Consider the following 20,114-nt stretch of genomic DNA (forward strand, 5'->3'; position numbering starts at 1 on the left):
TTTCGCATATCATGCCCGAAATTTCAAAGGTTCCACGCATCATGCCTTTTTTCATGGCGGCATGATGACCTACGGTCAGTCAGATGGCCTAGTTGAGAGCGCCGCTTGAAACCTGTGTCGTGCCGATGGTCCTCAACCCGATGCGGAAATAAAGCGTCCGGTTGACGTCATCGCCATCGTTGCGGCTGCGGTCTTCAGCATAGGTGACGGACAGCGAAAAACCTTCGTCGTCATAACCGATCCCGAGACCGTCCTGCACGATGTTGCTGTTTTGCAGATCGTATCGCATGGAGCCGAAAATGCGCCAGTTTTCCTCAAGGCGAAGGCTTGCGGAGCCAAGCAGTTCCTCTCGCGGATCATCGATCCCGACATCCGGCTGCGCGTTCAGGAACGCATAGGCAAGGGAAGACACGACCGGGCCGTAGATACCGCTGGCCTGTGCCTGTATCCGGTTCACGGTGAAATCTTCCTTGTCGAGCCGGGCCTGGGCGCCGACCTTCACACCGTATTGCGTGTCCAGATAGAGGCTGCCGACGTAATCGGACAAGGAAGTTTCCAGACCGGAATCCTGCGTCGCACCGAGTATGTCCGGAATGGCATAGGAGTTGTCGCCGGCAAGCTGATAGGACCTGCCGAACAGGCCGCTGACATAGTAGCCGCTATCCAGTTGCAGCTTGTAGTTCAGGCCGACGTTAAGACGTGTGCCGCCTTCGGCGCGGTCAAAGCCCGAGAACTTGTCGTAGTCGAACAGGGTCGTCGTATCAAAGACGATGCTTTGAGCGTCGTCGTTCGGCAGTTCGCCGATCCGCTGCTCGTTCGGACGGGCCACAACCTGGGCGACGGGCTCCAGGATCTGGTTGCCGCCGTTGAAGGTTGCAATGAACGGATAGCGGTATTCCAGGCCGATTGCAGGCATCGCACGGCCGACGAAACTTTCTCCTGTGAGAGCGGTCACGTCAGAATCTGGTGAGGCAAGAAAGAACAGGTCACCGCGCATATAGGCAAACGGCGTGAACGACTGTCCAAGCGGATCGATGAATGTGCGGCGCCAGTTTCCCTTCACGGACACGCGCGAGAAGGTGCCGTCGATACCACGGAATTTCGCGGTTGTGCCGCCATCAATGGAGAAAGCATCCGTTTCATCGCGTGTCAGCGAGGTGAAGTTGGCAGTCAGTGCCAACTCACCGGCGAGGATCGGATCCGCGAACACATAGTCATAGTCGATCACGGGCAGAACGAGCGGCTGCTTGTCCTGCAGGGAGCTGCCGACCGGAGAGAAGCCATTGGCGTTGAACTGGCTGTCCGTATAGTCCTCCTGGGAGATCTGATACGCATAGGCTTTGACAGACAGCGCGTTACGGTCGGTCTTGCCTTCCAGATAGATCGTGGAGGTCTCGCCGTTGTCGCCAAAACTGGTGAACGAGTAGTCCTTGAAGAACTGACGGTCACTCTTGTAGGTCAGGTTCCAGCCGAGGGTCCAGTCGCGCGCAATGCTGAAGGAGGCGGTCGAATTGACCGCACCGCGCCAGCGATCGTCAGCGCGGTCCGTCGTGAAATTGCTCGGCTGTGCCTGAAACAGGCCAGCCGCAGAAACACTCACTTCGCCAGCGGCAAACCGATGACGATATTCGACATCGCCGAACACGCCCTGCTTGGTGAGTGGCGTCAGAATGGTCGTCACATCGTAATAGGGGCTGAGCGCCCAGTAATAGGGAACGCTTACGCCATACCCGAGTTTGTCGGACACAATGCCGCTGGGCATCAGGAAACCGGACTTTCGGGTGACGGACGGATCCGGCATCGACAGATAGGGCAGGTAGGCAATCGGCTGACCGTAGACCTCGAAGGCTGCGTTCTCGAACCGGATGATCTTTTCCTGCTGATTGTGGATGATCTTCTCGGCCCGCACGCGCCAGAGCGGCGGCTTGTCCGGCGGGTTGGTCGGTTTGGTGTAGACCGTATAGACGCCGTTATCGATGGTCGTGATGTTGTTGCCTTCGCGCCGGGCTTGCTCAGCCAGGAAGCGTGTGCGCCGCGTCGTGTCGATCTGAAGGGCGCGCGCAAAGCCTTCTGAAAAGTCCTCGGACAGGACCATTTCTTCCGTGCGCACGACATTGCCGTTGGATTCGATGAAGATCACATTGCCCGACGCCTTGAGCTGCTGGCTCTTGCGGTCGAAGACAACCTGATGCGCCTGCACGGTGCTGCCGTCGTAATAGACCTGCACATCTCCGGTCGCGACGATGAGATCGCGGTCGAAATCGTAGGTGATCTCACTTGATTCAAGCAGGAGTTCGGCATCGGGATCGACTTGACCGGCCAGACCTGCTGTCAGGTCCTGCGCCGCGGCTGGTGATCCGTACCCATGGCAAAGGGTTGCTGCAATGGCGCACAAGCTCGCCGCAGCCAACAGTCTGCCTTTTTTGGCCCAAGTCTCTGTTGTCAGAAAAACCGGAAAAGTCATCGCTTTACCCGTCTTCCTGATTCAAGAGAATTGTCAAACCCATGAGTACTCCAAATATTCCCGGCGCCCAGGCCGCCACCAAGGGAGGGACAATACCCGCACCCCCGAAGTCCTTGGCAAGTTCGGTTAGAACGTAAAGCACGAACCCGGAAAGGATTCCACCCAGAATCATACTTCCCAAACCGCCAAACCTCGAAACTTTAAGGGAAACCGCCGCTGCGATCAAAATCATAGCGACCAAAAGAAGCGGGCGGGCGAGGAGAGTCTGATACTGCAAATTGTAGCGATAGGCAGGTAACCCAGCGTTTCTGGCCAGTTCGATGAAACGAGGCAGATTCCAGAACGAAATCGATTCGGGGGATCCGATGCTTTCACGAACTTCAGTCGCAGTCAGGAATGTGCTGATCTGATATTGCCCGTAAGGCTGTGGATCCTGTTCGGTCGTGTAGACGATGGCATTGTCCAAGTACCAGATCTGGTCTCCGAGCCGCGCTTCGTCAGCTTCGATCCGCTCGCGGAAGGTACCGTCCTTGTCGAACGTGAAAATGGTGACGCCCTGCAGCAGCGTGCCGCCTTCCAGCAATTGCTTGGCAAGCAACACCGATTCTCCGTCCAGGCCGTCCTGCCGAACCCAAACGTCGTTCGAGGACTGCAAAAGGAAACTTTGTTCCGAGCCGAACAAACCGGCAGCTGCCTCGTCCGATTTCTGCTGAAACCAGACAGCCGCAGGATTGTAGACGGTGATGGACAGGATACCGAGAACGATCCCGACAAGGATGGCGGGAAGAGAAAACTGCCAGACCGAGATGCCGGAAGCCCGTGCCACGACCAGTTCCAGGCCTCGGCTCAGCGTCACGAAGGCAGCAATTGCACCGAACAGGACGGTGAAGGGAATAACCTGTTCCAGCAGCAGAGGCACCCGCAAGGCCGAGATCATGGCAACGCGCAGGACGGAAAATCCTTCGCGGTCACCACCGCGTCTAACCAGTTCCAGGACGTCGAACAGATAGATCAGGACGGCGGCAAACAGGAAGAGACCGAGGATAGCCTTCAGGAAACGTCCTGAAAAATACAGCGACAGGGTCCGTCCAAGGATCATGCGACGCCTCCCGGCTTGCGACCGTTCAAGCGATCACTCAGTGCATCAATCCTGTCCTGAACAGAATGTTGCAGATCGACCAGCCAGCGTGGCTGCGACCCGCCTTGTTCGCGGAAGATGGAGACGAGGGCGAACACCGCGCCCGCAACGGGAACAATGTAAAGCAGGCTGAGAAGCGCGGTGGAACCACCGGAAATGGCGGTTACGCCGAAGCCCGTGGTCCGCAACAGGACACAGGAACAGATTGCCCCGAGCACGGCGAACCCGCGCCCCTGGCGTGTCGTTCTGGCCTTGCCGAGAAACGCGAACACGATCAGGCCGAAGGAAAGGCAGTAAAGCGGCTGGCTGAAGCGTTCGTGGAGTTCCTGCGCCAACTTGTCCGGATTCTTCAGCGCATATTCGTCGTTCCTGCCTGGTGACATCAGGTTAAGGGTGGTCCGCTCACTGGCTTTGAACACTGGCTCGCCAGCTTCAGGAATAAGGTTCGACAAATCGAATGCATAGGACTGGAAGCGAACGATCGAAATATCGCCCTGCTGCTTTGGACGTCTCTGAATTGTTCCGTTCTGCATGACAAGAAGCGTGCGATCGGCAGCTTCGACGATCAGCCCGGTGTCTGCCTGATAGGTAAAGGCCGTCTCCGGGTCGCGGGTGTCGTGCATCAAAAGACCGTCAAGAGTGCCTTTGCCGGAACGGTTGCGGATATGGAACGTCAATCCGTCCTCGACGGTGATGAAGCGGCCCGGCTTGACGATGTTGGCAACAAGGTCTGCGCGCACTCGGGTAATCTCTGTGCGCAGCTGAGCCAGTCCTGTCGGAGCCACATAAAGTGACATGCTCGCGGTCAGCAACATGACCACGAAGGCAAAGAGCATGACCGGTTTCAAGACAAGGAACCTGGAGCCGCCACTGGCATCGATCACGATCAGCTCACTGTCGCCCGACAAGGAGTTTAGAACCAGTATCAGCGCAATCATCAGGGCGAACGGAGCTACGATGACGATCAGGAAGGGCAGGGCAAGCATGGTTATGCCAATGAACTGGACAATGGTCTGACCCTTTGAGGTCACCAGGTCCAGTTGGCGCAAGGCCTGGGTTGCCCAAACCACACCCGTCATCGCTGCAATCGTGAGGGTGAAAGCGTAAACAGTCCGGCGGATGATGTAACGTTCAAGCGTTTTCATAACGGTGCCGGTACATGTCCCTGCAAAAATGACGATAATCGGCCTGAGACCGAATAACACGGAATGTGGTGAATGGCTCATGAATAAGAATGGTAAATATACATTAATTTTTGTCGCCCTTGCCGAAAAGCTGTTGAAACCCCATGATTTGACAGGAAAATCACAATCTACGGGATAGGGCGCCTTTTCTTTCCACTGCCCAACCGCTCCAACCAGAAAAACCAACGGGACCGAAGCATGACCAAGCTTGCAAAACTGAACTTCTCCAAGGCCGAAACGCCGAAGGGTGGGGTGGCCGTAATCCTGGCCGGTAGCGACCTTAGCCTTGGGCCGGTTGCTGCAGAAGTTGTCTCGGGTCTCGAGGGAGGCTTGCAACGTTCGGCCGGTATCGCAGGTTTCACCGGGAAGAAGAAGGCAAGTCTTGATCTGGTCGCTCCTGCCGGATCGGGTCTCGACCGGCTGATCGTATTCGGCGTTGGTGATGCCGGCGAGTTGACTGGCGACGATTGGCGGGCTTTTGGCGGCGCGGTGTTTGCAGAATTGCAGAAGACCAAGGCAGACGCAGCAACGGTGCTCCTGAATGTCCCGGGCGATGCAGATCCGTCCGGTGTATTGGCAGCAGAGTTCGCAATGGGCGTGAAGCTGCGGGCCTATGCCTTCGACACCTACAAGACTGCCAAGAAAGACGATGACAAACCCAAGAACATGAAGGTGACCTTGGCCGTTGCCGATCCCAAGGCATCAAAGAAGGCCTGGTCTTCTGCTGAAGCTATTGCCGACGGCGTGATTCTGGCCCGCGACCTTGTGAACGAACCGGCGAATGTGCTGGGTCCGGTGGAGTTTGCCGAGAAGGCCAAGGAACTGACGGCCCTTGGTGTCGAAGTCGAGGTTCTCGGCGAAAAGGAAATGAAGAAGCTTAAGATGGCTGCTTTGCTTGGCGTCTCCCAAGGCTCGACCCGCCCACCGCAGCTGGCCGTGATGCGCTGGAACGGAGGCAAGAAGGGCGAAGCTCCGGTTGCGTTCGTCGGCAAGGGCGTGGTGTTCGACACTGGCGGCATCTCCATCAAGCCGGCCGCGGGCATGGAAGATATGAAAGGCGACATGGGCGGAGCTGCCGCAGTCATCGGCGCCATGCATGCGATCGCCGGGCGCAAGGCCAAGGCAAACGTGATCGGTGTCATCGGCCTCGTGGAAAACATGCCGGACGGTAACGCGCAACGACCAGGTGACATCGTCACCGCCATGTCCGGAACCACGATCGAGATCCTGAATACCGATGCGGAAGGCCGTTTGGTTCTTGCCGACGCACTTTGGTACACGCAGGAAAAGTACAAACCGGCGATCATGATCGATCTGGCAACGCTCACCGGTGCCGTGCTTGTCGCTCTCGGCAATCTGAATGCTGGTCTCTTTTCCAACAACGACGCTCTGGCAGACAAGTTGTTGTCATCTGCCAAGTCGAGCGGTGAGCCGCTTTGGCGCCTGCCGCTGTCGAAGGAATACGACAAGATCATCGATACGCCCAACGCAGACGTCAAGAACACCGGTGGCCGGTGGGCCGGGTCCATCACCGCAGCCCAGTTCCTGCAGCGTTTCACGAACGACGTGCCCTGGGCGCATCTGGACATCGCCGGAACCGCATTCGGCGCTCCGAAGGACGATATCTGTCAAAGCTGGGCTTCGGGCTATGGCGTGCGTCTGCTCAACCAGCTTGTCGCGGATCACTACGAAGGCTGAGGTCCATCTTGGCGCCCTTCGCATTTTCTACTGGTGGAGGGCGCCAGGACTGGAATGCCGCTGGGCAAAGAAAAACCCGCCGGGAAGGCGGGTTTTTCGTATCTGACTGTCGACCCTGGATCAGCAGGTCTTGTAGGTCTGGCAGGCCGTTGCCGGTTCAACCAGAAGACCCATGCCAAGTGTCGCGCCTGCAACGACAGCAACCAATGCGAAAAACACAACGACACGCGCAAGCATTCACCAAATCCCCTTTTGCGCCGGCTCGGGAAAACCGCTCACCGGCCAAATTTTTTGATCCATGGCCAAATCAAATGATCATTGGATCGTCCCCGGGGACGAACCCTAGCCAATCGACATTTTCGAAGGGTTAATGATACGAGTCTTATGGCCTGTCCATGTCATGTTTGCCGTCGGGGGAATTTGAACAGGCAAGTGTTGCAGGCCTGCACCACATTCCGGCATGGCGGTGGAAAACGGAAAGCGAAGGTACAAGGATGTGTCTAGACAGGGTCCGGCATGAGCGTTGAAGTTGTATTCTATCACCTTTTGCACAAGCCACTGGAGATGGCTTTGCCGCAGCTTTTGCAAAAGTGCCTGGAGCGGGATTGGAAAGTTGTCGTGCAAACGGGAACCGAGGAGCGATGCAGCGCCCTTGATGCCCATTTGTGGACCTTTACCGACGACGGTTTTCTGCCACATGGCACCAAGGCAGACGGTTACGCCGAACATCAGCCGATATACCTCACGTCCGAACAGGATAATCCGAACGAAGCCGACGTGCGCTTCCTGGTGGACAGGGCAGCGCCGCCACCGCTGAGCGCCTACAAGCGGGCGATCTACATGTTTGATGGCAACGATACCGAGGCTGTTCAGGAAGCGCGCAATCGCTGGAAGGAAGCCAAGGCGGAAGGGTTTGAAATCGCTTACTGGCAGCAGACCGAAGCCGGCGGTTGGGAACGCAAGGCCTAGGCCGGCACAGACCCTGAGATGGGCGAGCAATCTTTTAAAAAGTGAGACGCGCACCGGTGCGCGATGCCGATATCGGAGGAAAGCCTTATGAAGAAGCTGAAGATCTCATCGGCCGACATGGTCGCCAAAGCCAAGGCGCGGATTGAGGAAGTCGACACCGACGCTGCCATCGCCTTGGTAGGAGACCCGGATGTGGTGTTCGTAGACCTGCGAGACGTGCGTGAACGTCAGAAGCTCGGGTTCATTCCGGGCAGCATTCATTGCCCACGCGGCATGATCGAGTTCTGGGTGGATCCGGAGAGCCCCTATCACAAGGAGGTCTTCTCGCAGGAAAAACGCTTCATCTTCCATTGCGCCGCAGGGTGGCGCTCTGCACTCACTGTCGCGACGCTTCAGGATATGGGCTTTGAAGCTGCCCATCTGACTGATGGGTTCGCAGACTGGGTCGAGAAGGGCGGTCCTGTCGAGCAAAAGGACTGAAACAGACCGCCCCGCCGGATTGGTGCTAGTTGGACGTCGAGATCAGGCGCAGTTCATCCGGATCGGCGTCCGAACCGTCCGTACCATCGTCGTTGACGGCGGTTTCATCGGGGTCAATCGGGTCCGTGCCGTCGTCCGGGGTCTCGGTTGCTTCGCGGATTTCATCGATCTTGCCGTCGTAATCGCCAACCCCGAGAACCTGCTTGGCCCAGTCGAGCATTTCCTCGTCGACGTAGTCGTCGCCATATTCCCGGACGCGGTTCTCGTTTGCCATCGCCAGAAGTGCTTCTTCCAACGCTTCGTCAGAAACATCAGCGGCCAGCCCATCCTGGCCGGTCTTTTCCGTTTCGTAGTTGGTTTCAGCCGTTTTGAAATCCGAATAGGCGTCGCTCTGAAGAGCAGTTTCAAGCGCCAGTCTTTCAGTTTCGAGAGCGGTCAGCTCGTCATCCGACAATTCAGCCGTATCAAGGCTTTCAAGTTCGGCAAGCCGGTCTTCGAGCTGTTGCGAGGTCAGGCCTTCGTAGGCGAAGCCATCATAGCTGTCCACGTCCTGAAGCAACCCGTCGAACAGCGTACGTGCGGTCAGGAGGTCCTGTTCAAGGCCTTCCAAATCTGCGGAAAGCCGCTCGTAGGCAAGGCTGTCATTTATGTAGGCCTGAATGGCTGCCAGATGCGGGTCGTTGGAATTGATATAGGCGTGGTAATTGCGATTGAGGGAATTCAACCGGCCAAGCTTTGCATTGAAGTTCTTCGGTTTGCCTGCAGGGCTTGCCTGTGGGGTCACGGCAATGCTTGCCAGTGTCGCGCGTTCAGCCTTTGGAAGCCGATGGCTCGCGGTGCCACCGTTGCCTCTGGAGGCGGTCTGACGCTTGCCGGAGTTCTTTGAATTTTCGGTTCCGAATACGGAATTCAGAAAGCCACCGAGGCCTTTTCCATTTCCGTTGCCGTTGTTCGACTTGGCCTGCTTGGAACCATTGCCGCGGTTGAAGATCCCAAGGCCCTTGTTGCCGTTGCCGTTGGAAGCGGAGTTCCCACCGCGGTTGGAGTTGCCGCTATTGCCCTTGTTGCCGGAATTTCCCTTGTTGCCGCCACCATTGCCGCCGGAATTTCCGCCGCCGCCACCACCATTGCCGTTTCCGTTGCCATTCTTGGCGAACGCCTTGTCCACATGGAAGGAAAGCGAAGGTACATCCGGCGACAGGGAAGGGGCAACGACGAGCGCTGTTGCGCCAAGGAATAGGGTGACGGTTCTGGAGAGAGACATTACGTATCCTGGTCTGAAGCGTGCGAAAAATCGAGCTTTGCGAAAACGCCCGCGGTAACGCCGCAAACGTGCCCGCAGTGTCTGAATGTTCACTTACGACAACCCGTCAGACTTTAATTGGTTTCACTTCCGACAGGAATTTTTCGGTCGAAATACCGCAATTCAACTCAGACGAGCGAGCAGTTGCGGCACCTTGCCGATGTGGTCCAATCGGTAAAACCGGTCATGGCCACGTGGCTCGTCCGCCTCTTCCAGTGCCCAGGTCAGGTCATAGGGCACGTGAGCACCGTATGCTCCTGCGTCCAGTGCAGGCAGGATGTCCGATTTCAGCGAATTGCCGATCATAAGCGCTTCACCCGGGCCACTGCCGTGACGTGAAAACAGTGAGCGGTATGTCTCGTCGGTCTTTTCAGAGACAATCTCGATTGCGTCGAAATAGACATCGAGGCCGGAGGCTGTCACTTTGCGTTCCTGGTCGAACAGGTCCCCCTTGGTGATCAGGACCAGCTTGAAAGACGCCTTCACCTTTTTCAGCGTTTCTTCGACGTAAGGGAGAGGCTCGACGGGATGGGACATCATCTCTCGCCCGGCTTCCAGGATTTCGGCGATGACATCGGCAGGCACCTGCCTGTCGGTGACCTCGATCGCCGTCTCGATCATGGAAAGGGTAAAGCCCTTAACGCCGTAGCCGTAATGCAGGACATTGCGTTTTTCCGCGGCCAGCAGCCGCTCGGCCAGGTGATCCTTGTCGGTGTAGTCGCCGAGCAATGAGGCGAACCGTTCTTCCGTCAGCCTGAACACCCGTTCGTTGTGCCAGAGCGTATCGTCTGCATCGAAGCCGAGTGTTGTGATCTTGGCCATCAGGAAGCCTCCTCGAATTCGGCGGAAAGCTCCAGCCATTCCTCTTCGGTATTGATCAGCTTCTTCTCGCAGAAGGCCCGTTCCTTGGCGAATTTCGCAGCCCGTTCGGGTTCCCTCGTGAAGAATTCCGGATCGGCAAGGGCTTCGTCCAGCTTGATGATCTTTTCCTGCAGACGCTTCATTTCCTTTTCAGCGGCATCGATCTTCTGTTTCAACGGTTTCAGAAGTTCGCGTTTGACGGCAGCATCGCGGCGTTTTTCTTGCGCATTTGCCTTGTCAGCTTCCGCGGCGGCCTTGTCACGGGCTTTCTGAACCGCCTCGGGACCTTGCAGGATCAGTCGGCGATAGTCTTCCATGTCGCCGTCATAGGGTTCCACCTTGCCGTCTGCCACCAGCCATAGCCGGTCGGCGCAAGCCTCGACGAGATGCCTGTCGTGGCTGATCAGCACCACGGCTCCCTGAAAGTCGTTCAGCGCCATCACGAGCGCTTCCCGGCTGTCGATGTCGAGGTGGTTGGTCGGTTCATCGAGGATCAGCAGATGCGGACCGTCAAATGTCGCCAGCCCCAGGAGCAGGCGGGCTTTTTCACCACCAGACAGGTCTTTCGCAGGCGTGTCCATCCGGTCGGTCGGAAGACCCATGCGGGCAACGCGAGCCCGAACCTTTGCCTCCGGCGCATCCAGCATGAGGGCACGCACATGCGCAACGGCGCTTTCAGCAGGCTTGAGTTCGTCAAGCTGGTGCTGCGCGAAGAAGGCGATTTTCAGCTTCGACGCCTTGGTGATCTCACCATCCATGGCGCCAAGGCGTCCGGAGATCAGCTTGGCGAATGTCGACTTGCCGTTGCCGTTGGCGCCCAGCAGCGCAATCCGGTCGTCGGTGTCGATATTCAGCGTCAGCCGCGACAGGATCCTGGTATCGCCATAGCCGGTCGCCACGCCTTCGAGTTTCAGGATGGGCGGTGCCAGCTGGCTGTCCGGATCGGGGAAATGGATCGGCTTGCTGCTCTCATCCGTGAGGGCGGCAATCGGCTGCATCTTTTCAAGCATTTTCAGGCGTGACTGCGCCTGCCGGGCCTTGCTGGCCTTGTAGCGGAACCGGTCGACAAACGCTTGCATGTGCTTGCGCTGGGCGTCCTGCTTTTCCTTTGCCTTTTCGGCAAGGATCATCGCTTCGCGACGTTGCCTGTCGAAACTGTCATAGCCACCGGAGTAGTAGGTCATCTTGCCCCGGTCGAGATGGACGATGCTGTCGACAGCCTTGTTCAGAAGGTCTCTGTCGTGGGAGATCAGAAGCACCTGATGTGGGTAGCGGGCAACATAGTTTTCCAGCCACATCGTGCCTTCAAGATCGAGATAGTTCGTCGGCTCGTCGAGCAGAAGAAGGTCGGGTTCGGAAAAAAGAACCGCAGCCAGGGCAACGCGCATGCGCCATCCGCCTGAAAACGACGAACACGGCCTTTGCTGCGCGGCGGCATCAAAGCCAAGGCCGGACAGAATCGAGCCTGCCCTGGCTTCAGCCGTGTGGGCGCCGATGTCGGCGAGCCGTGTATGGATTTCGGCAATCCGGGCCGGGTCTGTCTGTGTTTCGGCTTCTGCCAGCAGCTGGCTGCGTTCCTTGTCCGCGGCCAGCACCACTTCCATCAGGGTATCTTCCGTCCCCGGTGCTTCCTGTGCGACCTGACCGATGCGCGCGCGCTTCGGGATCTGCACTGAGCCTGTCTCGGTGGAAAGATCCCCGGTGATGATCTTGAACAGCGTTGATTTGCCCGCACCGTTTCGACCGACAAGACCTGTCTTGGCCTTGCCGGGAAGCGTAACGCTGGCTCTGTCGATCAGGAGGCGGTCTCCGATCCGATATGTAAGGTCCGTAATCTGCAACATGAGGCGGATGTTTGGCGGAGCGCCCATGCGGATGCAAGTGGAAAGCTGTTCTTGGGGCGATCCGGTGGCGGGCTGTGGCATCGCTGCACCGTTGGCCCGCCGGTTTGAAGATCAAGGTTCCAGAAAATCGAGGATCTCGGCGACTATCCGCCTGTGTTGCTGCTCGCGCTCCCGGGAACCTTTGACACAAACAATTTCATCGCCGGGCTCTTCTTCCTTCAGGATTTCGAAGGCCTCCGGTTTGCACACGCCCATGAAGTCGAAATGCCCGGCATCTTCCAGTTCAAGATGGTGCACCATGCTTGCAGGCAAGGCGGCCGCAAGAGCGCGGGATTCGACTTCCTGGTTCAGCATATCCGCACGTTCCGAACCCAGTACCAGGACCGGAATGTCTATTGCGTGAAGACTTTCTTCTGAAAACAGGGGCGTGCCACCGAGGTCCATACTGATGACCTTCCGGACACGGCTATCCTTGCGCGAAACGGACATCAGTTTCCTGTCGGCGGCGGTTTCGGCAACGGACCATCCTGCGAAAACTCCGCACACCACTGGCTGGTTCTCGCCGGTGCAGATTGCCATTTGCCGTTCAGTGTCAAACTTGGCACCTGCCAACAGCATCACGGTGTACCCGCCAAGAGAATGTCCCGCCGCGTAGATGCGGTCCGGGTCGATCCGCTTTGAAGTTGCCTCGTCTTCCAGCAGGAAAGTGATCACCCTCGATAGATCCACCGGTCGATCCCAGAGTTCACGTGCCTGGTCCGGATCACGCAGGAATGTACTGGTTCCCGGATGATTGATCATGGCGACCAGGTAACCGCGCCGCGACAACTCCGAGCCCAGCCAGGCCTGATTGAACGTGTTGCCATACATTCCGTGTGAAAGGACAAGCAGCGGGAAACGTCCGTCCGCTGGTTTGCCGTCTGGATCCGCAGCAGCCATCTGCCAGACCTTGCTCTTGTCTGCCTGGCTGAAGAGCCCAGGTGTTTGTGTCGGATACCAGAGATCTCCGGCCAGAGGGCGATCCAGCCGATCGTCCTCGATCGTCAGACTGCTTACACCAGGACCATAGGGGAGGGTTGAAGTGTCCTGTGCCTGTGACAGGACCGGGTCGATGAGGCCTGCAACAAGGATTGCAGCACTCAGGAATGTGCGCGTGTAAGAGTGCCGTCCGGCGAGGTGAGGAGACATGGGAAATCCATCTGAAAGTTGCGATGCCCTTCAAATGTCCGGTGGCAGATCTGTTGACAATCGCTGCAGGCTGCCGGTCCTGTCCTCAATCGTGATAAAGGACAGCACGTTCAAACTGCCTGTCTGCGCATACCGGTCATGATCAGCATTCCCGTCTCCTTTCTGCTTGCAGCTGTCTTCCTGTCACTCGGCATCGCTGCACTGAACTGGCGCTTGTTGCCGCCTGTCGCGAGAGGGCTGTTCGTTTGGCTCTTCGGTCTGCTGACGCTGGAAGCTGCCCTCGTGGGCGCACGCTTCGCCTTCGGGGTTGTCGAACTCCTGACCGTGCAAAGGGTGTTGCCGGTGTGGATAGCGCCGTCCGTTTATCTGGCCTTCGTCTCGCTGACTGTTTCGGGTGAAAGAACCCGGCAACTCGTGGCGTTGAATTTTGGTGCGGCTGCCATCGTGACAGTTGCAATGCATTTGCCTGTGCCGGTTGCCGGTTACGTTGATGGGCTAATCGGCGCGAGCTACGCGGTCTATGCGCTTGCGCTTGCAAGGCTCTGGAGCCTGGGGCCGGATGTGTTTTGCCAGGCTCCGACGAACAAGAATGGTCTGCTTCGCAATCTGCTCGGCTTTTCCATATTGATCATGCTGGCAACACTGCTGATTGACGCCTTGGTCGCTTACCTGTTCGCGCAGCAAAGCGAGGTTGCCGCCGCGCTTGCGATTTCGCTGGCAAGCCTGTTCTTTCTGGTCCTTGCAGTCGGAGCAGCCTTTGGTGTTCTGGGTGCCCGCTTCGGGCAGTTACGGGCAAAGGTTGAAGAGAGCGTTGGAAATGACGCGCAGCGGGCAGAGATTGTCGATTCTGCCCGAAAGGTTCTAATGGACCAGGAGTTCTTCCGGGATCCATCGCTCACACTTACGCGGCTGGCCCGGCGGGTCGGGGTTCCTGATCGGGAACTATCCAGAGCCGTCAACGCAGTTGAAGGCGTCAATGTCAGCCAGTTCGTCAATCTGGTCCGCCTTGCGGAAGCGGAACGACTGTTGGTTACGACGGATGAGCCTGTCGGCCGGATACAGGAGCGGGCCGGATTTTTGACCCGTTCGAACTTCTACAGGGAATTCCAGAAGGCATATGGCGAAGCGCCAGGCGCTTATCGCAAGAATGCTCAGTCCTCGCTCTGAGCTTTTTCATCTCCTTCCGGAACACTCAGATAGATCTCGGCCAAGCCGGCGAGAAGTTCATGGCAGAGGATCACTTCCCGCGTCTGCGGATCCCAGAAGGCGTTTTCCTCGCCGCAGGCGGTCGAGCGGAAAGTGACTGTCTTCGGCAGCTCGTAGAAAGTGTCGAATTCCTTGGCGACCATCTCCACCAGTCCGCTTTCCTTCAGGAAAACGGCCATGGCTTCCAGGTCTCTTGTTGCCGGATCATGGACGACCTTGATCTTGCCCCCTGGCGTATCGCTGTCTCTCAGATAAGGATCGGTCACGATTTCCCACGAAGCCGAGGCCTGTTCATAGTCGAAGGCGCAACTTTCGATCCGCTCCTCCGGCAACTCCAGGTCTCTGGCAAGATCCAGAAAGGCGTCTTCGTCGGCCCCTACCATCAGGCACAGCATCTTGTAGCCGCGTTGCTGGTCCAGATCGTGCTCATCGTAGAAAATCAGGTCGTCGTAGTCTTCCTCGGCAATCAGGAACCAACCGATCATCGCCTGTGTGAGATAAAGATCCATGTCGTCGGTGTCCGCGCCGAGCATGGAAACGGTGGCCAGATTGTCGACGGCATCTTCTTCCTGGGCCAGAACGGGAAGTTCCAGTTCCGAGACAAGCATATGTCCGCTCTCGTGGTAGAGCGTGAACAGCGTGTTGCCCGCAACGAAAACGAAGAGCTCTTCCAGCTGTTCGGGCGAAAGGGCGGCAAGTTGCCCTGCCAAAGTGGGGAAAGTTTGCGGGCTTTCGGTCCCATGTGTATTGGCCGCCACCGAGGGTGCGGCAAGGCTGAGCCAAAGCGATGCGACGGCCGCATAAAGCAGCGTCGGCAGGATGGCGAAGAGTTCGACCATGGTGTCATTCCCGAAGAGGAGCGCCGCAAACCGTCCGCTCGACCTTTGCATTTGCGCGCAGACTAGGCAGCCGTTCGTATGTTGGCCAGCACCATATTGAGCCACAAACCGGTTACCGACATCAAAATGTCATGACCCGGCCCCCTTGCGGGCGTGACGGCACCCCGTTATTAAGGCCGCGAAATTTTTAAAAATCCGGAACCGGCACTCCGCCGGCCCGCTGCTGAAACGAGAAAGATGAAACCATGGCGATTGAACGCACGTTTTCCATGATCAAGCCGGACGCCACCAAGCGCAACCTGACCGGTGCCATCACCGCCAAGCTTGAAGAAGCCGGCCTGCGCGTCGTTGCTTCCAAGCGCGTTTGGATGTCCCTGCGCGAAGCTGAAGCTTTCTATGCGGTTCACAAGGAACGTCCGTTCTTCGGCGAACTGACTGAATTCATGTCTTCTGGCCCGACCGTCGTTCAGGTTCTGGAAGGCGAAAATGCCATTGCCAAGAACCGTGAAGTCATGGGTGCAACCAACCCGGCTGACGCTGCAGAAGGCACGATCCGCAAGTCCTATGCCCTGTCCATCGGCGAAAACTCCGTACACGGTTCCGATGCAGCTGAAACCGCTGCTGAAGAAATCGCGTTCTGGTTCTCCGGTGTTGAACTCGTCGGCTAACCTGCGGACAATGAGTTGACTGAAAAGCCGGTCCCGTCGGGGCCGGCTTTTTCTGTTTGTGCCACTTCTCAGCCGTTACATCGCGTTACACTTTGATGCGATTGTCTGACAGCGTTCTGCTTCCAAAGGCCTCATACTCAATTCGTGGGCGAAGAGATCGGGAGAGAGCAATGCGCATATCGATAGCGCTGGCCGGAGTGCTGATTGCAGTACCGGCTGCCGCGCATGACAGCATGGCGCCACTGGAAGGTGAACAAGCCGTCGAGCAGACGCATGTTATGGAGGAAGTCTGGAACCTCTTGCTGCCGAAGGCCGAAGCGTCGGCAGACATTTCAGTCGACAGCAACTATCGTCATATTCATGCCGACGGCTATCCGGTGAAACCGCCCGGAAAATTTCCCAACCGCGGGAACCCGCATTCCATTTCGAAAAAGAACTACAATCTGAAAGTCCCTCTGGTGCCGCACAAGAACTCCAGCGCAACCAGGGCGCAGGGGGCGGTTTTTGGCATTGCGGTGAACGGTGTGGTCATGGACCCTGGCACGGCGGAGTTCTGGCAAAACGACCGGCGCTCGGGATGGAACTACGAGGCGCTGGGCGGTGCTTGCAAACTGGGTCTTGATCGGTACAACGCCCATGTCCAACCGGATGGCACCTACCATTATCATGGCATTCCGACCGGCGTCATGGCCTCCAAGGATGGTAAGTCAGTGCCCGCCTTGTTGGGATTTGCCGCGGACGGCTTTCCCATCTACGGCCCTTACGGCTATTCCGACCCCAAGCGGAATTCGGGTCTCAAGAAGCTGAACAGCAGCTACAGGGTGAAGAAAGGCAATCGGCCGGGCGGGCCGGGCGGGCGCTACAACGGCAAGTTCACACAGGATTGGGCCTATGTTGCCGGTGCCGGCGATCTTGACCAGTGCAACGGGCGTTTTGCGGTTACGCCGGAATATCCGAACGGCACGTATCACTATGTGCTGACGGATGCATTTCCTTTCATTCCACGCTGTTGGATGGGCAATCCCGACAGCAGCTTCATGCGCTTGAAACGAGCTGGTATGAGAGGCGAGATCCAGAACGAGAGCGATCTTCCCACGGTCGATTTTGCGGCGTTGTCGGACAACAGCGAGGCTGCCGTCATGCTTGTTCAGGCGCAGGGCGGACACCCGCCACGTTTTCTGCATGGAGGTCGCCCACCGCCCCGGGGCCTTGGATCTGGCCATGGGCCAGGCTTTGGCTCGCGCAACGGAGGTCCTCCACCCGGCGCAAGGCCGGAAGCCGGGCGTGGGGGGAGATCTCCCTGCAGCGGAAGCTGAACGGAAAAAGTGCGTGACATCCACGCACTTTTTTTGGAAATGAAACATTCAAAAATTCGAAACTTGGAAAGAAAGGAAATCACATGAAATCGATCACGCTCGGAGCCGCCCTCATTCTGGCAACCGTGGGCTCATGTTTTGCCGCAGAAGGGCCTGGGGCGCATTTCATCGAAAACTGGGATCTGAATGGTGACGGTGCAGTGACCGCTGAAGAGGCGCGGGAACGGCGCGGCAATGTCTTTGCCAGTTTCGACGCCAACGACGATGGTTTTCTGGATGCAGTGGAATATGTTCTCTTCGATGAGGCAAGAGCCCAGGATCAGGCAGAGAATGAGCCCAAGGGAATGGGGAAAGGTGCAAGAAACCCGGCAAACGGCATGCGCCTTGAAGTCAATGATACCGACGGCGACGGCAAGGTTTCTGAAGCCGAGTTTCTCGACAACGCATCCTCCTGGATCGAAATGATCGACCGCAACGGCGACGGGGTCGTAACAGTTGCGGATTTCGGCCCACGCGGGTGAAACGAACCACCCGGATAATGGGTAAAAGCGGCCATCCGACTTGACAGGTGGCCGCGCTGGGGGAACCTTGCCGGGCTCATGTTCGAGGAATTCAGTAAGGCATCATGACCCAGCAGCCGCCCAAGAGCACTTTTTCCGCCTGTCCGCACGATTGTCCGTCGACCTGCGCGCTGGAGGTGCATTTTTATCCGCATGGCGACGTACGCCGGCTGAATGGTGCCAAGGACAATGCCTATACCGCAGGCGTTATCTGCGCCAAGGTCGCGCGCTATCCCGAACGGCTTTACCACCCGGACCGGCTGTTGAAGCCGCTGCGGCGCACCGGCAAGAAAGGTGAAGGCCGTTTTGAGGAAATCTCCTGGGATGCGGCGCTGGATCTGATCGCTGAAAAGTTCCTGGCTGCGGAAGCCGAATTCGGAGCCGAAAGCGTCTGGCCCTATCACTATGCCGGTACGATGGGGATGGTGCAGCGGGACAGTATCCACCGGCTGCGTCATACCAAGGGCTACTCGCGTCAGTTCGACAGTTTCTGCACCAACATGGCCTGGACAGGCTATGTTGCCGGCACCGGCAAGTTGGCCGGACCCGATCCGCGTGAAATGGCGGTTTCCGACCAGATCGTCATCTGGGGCACAAATCCGGTCGCGACCCAGGTCAACGTGATGACCCATGCCATTGCCGCCCGCAAGAAACGCGGCGCACGCATCATTGTTGTTGACGTCTATGAGACCGAAACGATGAAGCAGGCGGACATCGGCATCATCCTGAAACCCGGCACGGATGCCGCGCTTGCCTGCGCTGTCATGCATGTGCTCTTCCGCGACGGCCATGCCGACCGGGATTACCTGGAAACCTACACGGATTGTCCAGCCGAGCTGGAAGCGCATCTGAAAACGAAGACACCGGAGTGGGCTGCCTCGATCACGGGGCTGGACGTCTCAAGGATCGAGGAGCTGGCGCAGCTGATCGGTTCCGTCAAGAAGACCTATTTCCGGCTCGGCTACGGCTTCACCCGGTCGCGCAATGGTGCAGTCGGCATGCATGCTGCCAGTTCCATTGCCGCTGTCACCGGCTGCTGGAAGGAAGAGGGCGGCGGCGCCTTCCACAACAACGGCGCGATCTATCAACTCAACAAGGAAATGATCGAAGCCGGCTCGCTGAAGGACCCGGCTGTGCGCGCCCTCGACCAGAGCCTTGTCGGCCGTATTCTCACGGGCGACGAAGCGGCGTTGCTTGGTGGTCCGCCGGTGAAGGCGATGCTGATTCAGAATACCAACCCGGTTTCCGTGGCACCGGAGCAGGACCTGATAAAGCAGGGGTTCGCGCGCGAGGACCTCTTCACCGTCGTCCATGAGCATTTCCTGACAGAGACAGCGCAGATGGCAGACATCGTGCTGCCGGCAACCCAGTTTCTGGAACATGACGACCTTTATAAAGGCGGCGGACACCAGTATCTGATGCTGGGTCCCAAAGCTGTTGAGTCGCCGGAAGGTCCTAGGGAAAATATATTTGTTATCAACGAGATCGCCAGGCGCGTTGACTCAAAACCTCACCCCGGATTCGATATGAGCGCGCGCGACCATATCGACTGGCTGTTGCGCAATTCCAACTATGGAACGCTCGCAGACCTGGAAGCTGGAAAGTGGATTGATCTGCAGCCTGATTTCGAAACGGCGCATTATCTCAACGGTTTCGGTCACGCAGACGGCAAGTTCCACTTCAAGGCTGACTGGGGGCGTTCCTCTGCTCCCAACAAGCCGGAAGACGGCACAATTTTCGGCCCCTGGCAGACGATGCCGGAGTTGCCGGATCAATGGGACAGCATCGAACTTGCAGACGAGCAGCATCCGTTCCGCTTGGTGACATCGCCAGCTCGCTCTTTCCTGAATTCCACGTTCAACGAGACCGACAGTTCGAAGAAGAAGGAAGGCCGACCGGAGGTCTGGATGCGTCCGGAAGAGGCAGAGCGTTTCGGCATCGAAGACGGTGCCAAGGTGAAGATGGGCAACCGGCGCGGTGTCGTGACTTTGCATGCGCGATATGTTGCGACCGTCGCGCCCGGAACCGTGATCTCGGAAGGGATCTGGCCGAACGATGCATTCGAGGATGGCCGCGGCATCAACACGCTTACCGGTGCTGACCCGGTGGCGCCGTATGGTGGCGCGGCGTTTCACGACACGGCCGTGTGGGTGAGGGCCGTCTGACGCTGACTGCCGGTTTGTTAGGTAATTGCGGCCCATCCTTCGAGATGCGAGCGAACTCGCTCGTCAGGATGAGGTGGACGTGCATTCAGACGCAAGCAGAGCAACACACTCATCCTCATTCTGAGGAGGTGCGAAGCACCGTCTCGAAGGATGGGCCACTTGCTCCATAGCCTCTCAATTTAAGAAAAGAAAAGGCGGTGCATCGCCCGTCCGATGTCACCGCCTGCCTCG

Annotated in this window: 16 protein-coding genes; 8 read left to right on the forward strand and 8 right to left on the reverse strand. The window is 57.7% G+C overall.

Translation table 11 applies throughout. The features are described 5' to 3' along the window. Nucleotides 1-88: 88 nt before the first annotated feature. The 3 genes from ACVDG9_RS09830 to lptF are packed head-to-tail and all read right to left on the reverse strand — an operon-like array spanning nucleotide 89 to nucleotide 4,747. Complete coding sequence (locus ACVDG9_RS09830; protein WP_035907990.1) at nucleotides 89-2,410, reverse strand: LPS-assembly protein LptD; 2,322 nt, start codon at nucleotides 2,408-2,410, stop codon at nucleotides 89-91. A 58-nt stretch (nucleotides 2,411-2,468) separates the two neighbouring features. Further along, nucleotides 2,469-3,563, reverse strand: a complete 1,095-nt coding sequence (gene lptG / locus ACVDG9_RS09835) for an LPS export ABC transporter permease LptG (RefSeq protein WP_023003977.1) — start codon at nucleotides 3,561-3,563, stop codon at nucleotides 2,469-2,471. Next, a complete protein-coding gene (gene lptF, locus ACVDG9_RS09840; RefSeq protein WP_023003978.1) occupies nucleotides 3,560-4,747 on the reverse strand; it encodes an LPS export ABC transporter permease LptF in 1,188 nt (395 codons plus the stop codon). The genes lptG and lptF overlap by 4 nt, the downstream gene beginning before the upstream one ends. Nucleotides 4,748-4,984: 237 nt before the next feature. On the opposite strand from lptF, the gene ACVDG9_RS09845 reads away from it, so the two are divergent. From ACVDG9_RS09845 to ACVDG9_RS09855, 3 genes are all read left to right on the forward strand, one after another. Next, entirely contained in the window at nucleotides 4,985-6,484 is a 1,500-nt protein-coding gene (locus tag ACVDG9_RS09845; protein ID WP_447237861.1) for a leucyl aminopeptidase, read from the forward strand. A 516-nt stretch (nucleotides 6,485-7,000) separates the two neighbouring features. Further along, nucleotides 7,001-7,453, forward strand: coding sequence for a DNA polymerase III subunit chi (locus ACVDG9_RS09850; protein WP_023003980.1), 453 nt, complete (start codon nucleotides 7,001-7,003; stop codon nucleotides 7,451-7,453). A gap of 87 nt (nucleotides 7,454-7,540) precedes the next feature. Further along, complete coding sequence (locus ACVDG9_RS09855; protein ID WP_152506938.1) at nucleotides 7,541-7,933, forward strand: rhodanese-like domain-containing protein; 393 nt, start codon at nucleotides 7,541-7,543, stop codon at nucleotides 7,931-7,933. A 25-nt stretch (nucleotides 7,934-7,958) separates the two neighbouring features. Here the strand turns inward: ACVDG9_RS09855 and ACVDG9_RS09860 are convergent, their stop codons facing one another. The 4 genes from ACVDG9_RS09860 to ACVDG9_RS09875 all read right to left on the reverse strand — a co-directional run bounded on the left by ACVDG9_RS09860 (nucleotide 7,959) and on the right by ACVDG9_RS09875 (nucleotide 13,129). Further along, nucleotides 7,959-9,197: a hypothetical protein gene (locus ACVDG9_RS09860; protein WP_447237862.1), complete on the reverse strand. Its 1,239-nt coding sequence runs from the start codon at nucleotides 9,195-9,197 to the stop codon at nucleotides 7,959-7,961. 162 nt (nucleotides 9,198-9,359) lie between these two features. Next, complete coding sequence (locus ACVDG9_RS09865) at nucleotides 9,360-10,058, reverse strand: HAD family hydrolase (protein WP_023003983.1); 699 nt, start codon at nucleotides 10,056-10,058, stop codon at nucleotides 9,360-9,362. Further along, entirely contained in the window at nucleotides 10,058-11,941 is a 1,884-nt protein-coding gene (locus ACVDG9_RS09870; RefSeq protein ID WP_075281649.1) for an ABC-F family ATP-binding cassette domain-containing protein, read from the reverse strand. Before ACVDG9_RS09870 ends, ACVDG9_RS09865 begins: the two co-directional genes overlap by 1 nt. Before the next feature lie 111 nt (nucleotides 11,942-12,052). After that, a complete protein-coding gene (locus ACVDG9_RS09875; RefSeq protein WP_447237863.1) occupies nucleotides 12,053-13,129 on the reverse strand; it encodes an alpha/beta hydrolase family protein in 1,077 nt (358 codons plus the stop codon). Nucleotides 13,130-13,267: 138 nt separating this feature from the next. Here ACVDG9_RS09875 and ACVDG9_RS09880 point away from each other — a divergent pair, with 138 nt between their 5' ends. Further along, nucleotides 13,268-14,296, forward strand: a complete 1,029-nt coding sequence (locus tag ACVDG9_RS09880) for a helix-turn-helix transcriptional regulator (RefSeq protein WP_447237864.1) — start codon at nucleotides 13,268-13,270, stop codon at nucleotides 14,294-14,296. Here the strand turns inward: ACVDG9_RS09880 and ACVDG9_RS09885 are convergent. Then, nucleotides 14,281-15,174 carry a DUF4344 domain-containing metallopeptidase gene (locus ACVDG9_RS09885; RefSeq protein WP_447237865.1) on the reverse strand — a complete coding sequence of 298 codons (894 nt, stop codon included), beginning with the start codon at nucleotides 15,172-15,174 and terminating at the stop codon, nucleotides 14,281-14,283. The two genes, ACVDG9_RS09880 and ACVDG9_RS09885, sit on opposite strands and share 16 nt — an antisense overlap. Nucleotides 15,175-15,419: 245 nt before the next feature. Here ACVDG9_RS09885 and ndk point away from each other — a divergent pair, with 245 nt between their 5' ends. From ndk to ACVDG9_RS09905, 4 genes are all read left to right on the forward strand, one after another. Beyond that, the gene (gene ndk, locus ACVDG9_RS09890) at nucleotides 15,420-15,842 is read left to right on the forward strand and encodes a nucleoside-diphosphate kinase (RefSeq protein ID WP_031270733.1); all 423 of its coding nucleotides are present in this window, start codon (nucleotides 15,420-15,422) and stop codon (nucleotides 15,840-15,842) included. Between the two features lie 170 nt (nucleotides 15,843-16,012). Beyond that, nucleotides 16,013-17,158 carry a YHYH protein gene (locus ACVDG9_RS09895; RefSeq protein ID WP_447237866.1) on the forward strand — a complete coding sequence of 382 codons (1,146 nt, stop codon included), beginning with the start codon at nucleotides 16,013-16,015 and terminating at the stop codon, nucleotides 17,156-17,158. Between the two features lie 83 nt (nucleotides 17,159-17,241). Further along, a complete protein-coding gene (locus tag ACVDG9_RS09900; protein WP_447237867.1) occupies nucleotides 17,242-17,679 on the forward strand; it encodes an EF-hand domain-containing protein in 438 nt (145 codons plus the stop codon). A gap of 104 nt (nucleotides 17,680-17,783) precedes the next feature. Beyond that, nucleotides 17,784-19,883: a molybdopterin-containing oxidoreductase family protein gene (locus tag ACVDG9_RS09905; RefSeq protein ID WP_447237868.1), complete on the forward strand. Its 2,100-nt coding sequence runs from the start codon at nucleotides 17,784-17,786 to the stop codon at nucleotides 19,881-19,883. Nucleotides 19,884-20,114 lie beyond the last annotated feature (231 nt).

It is taken from the genome of Roseibium sp. RP-7, from assembly GCF_053005225.1.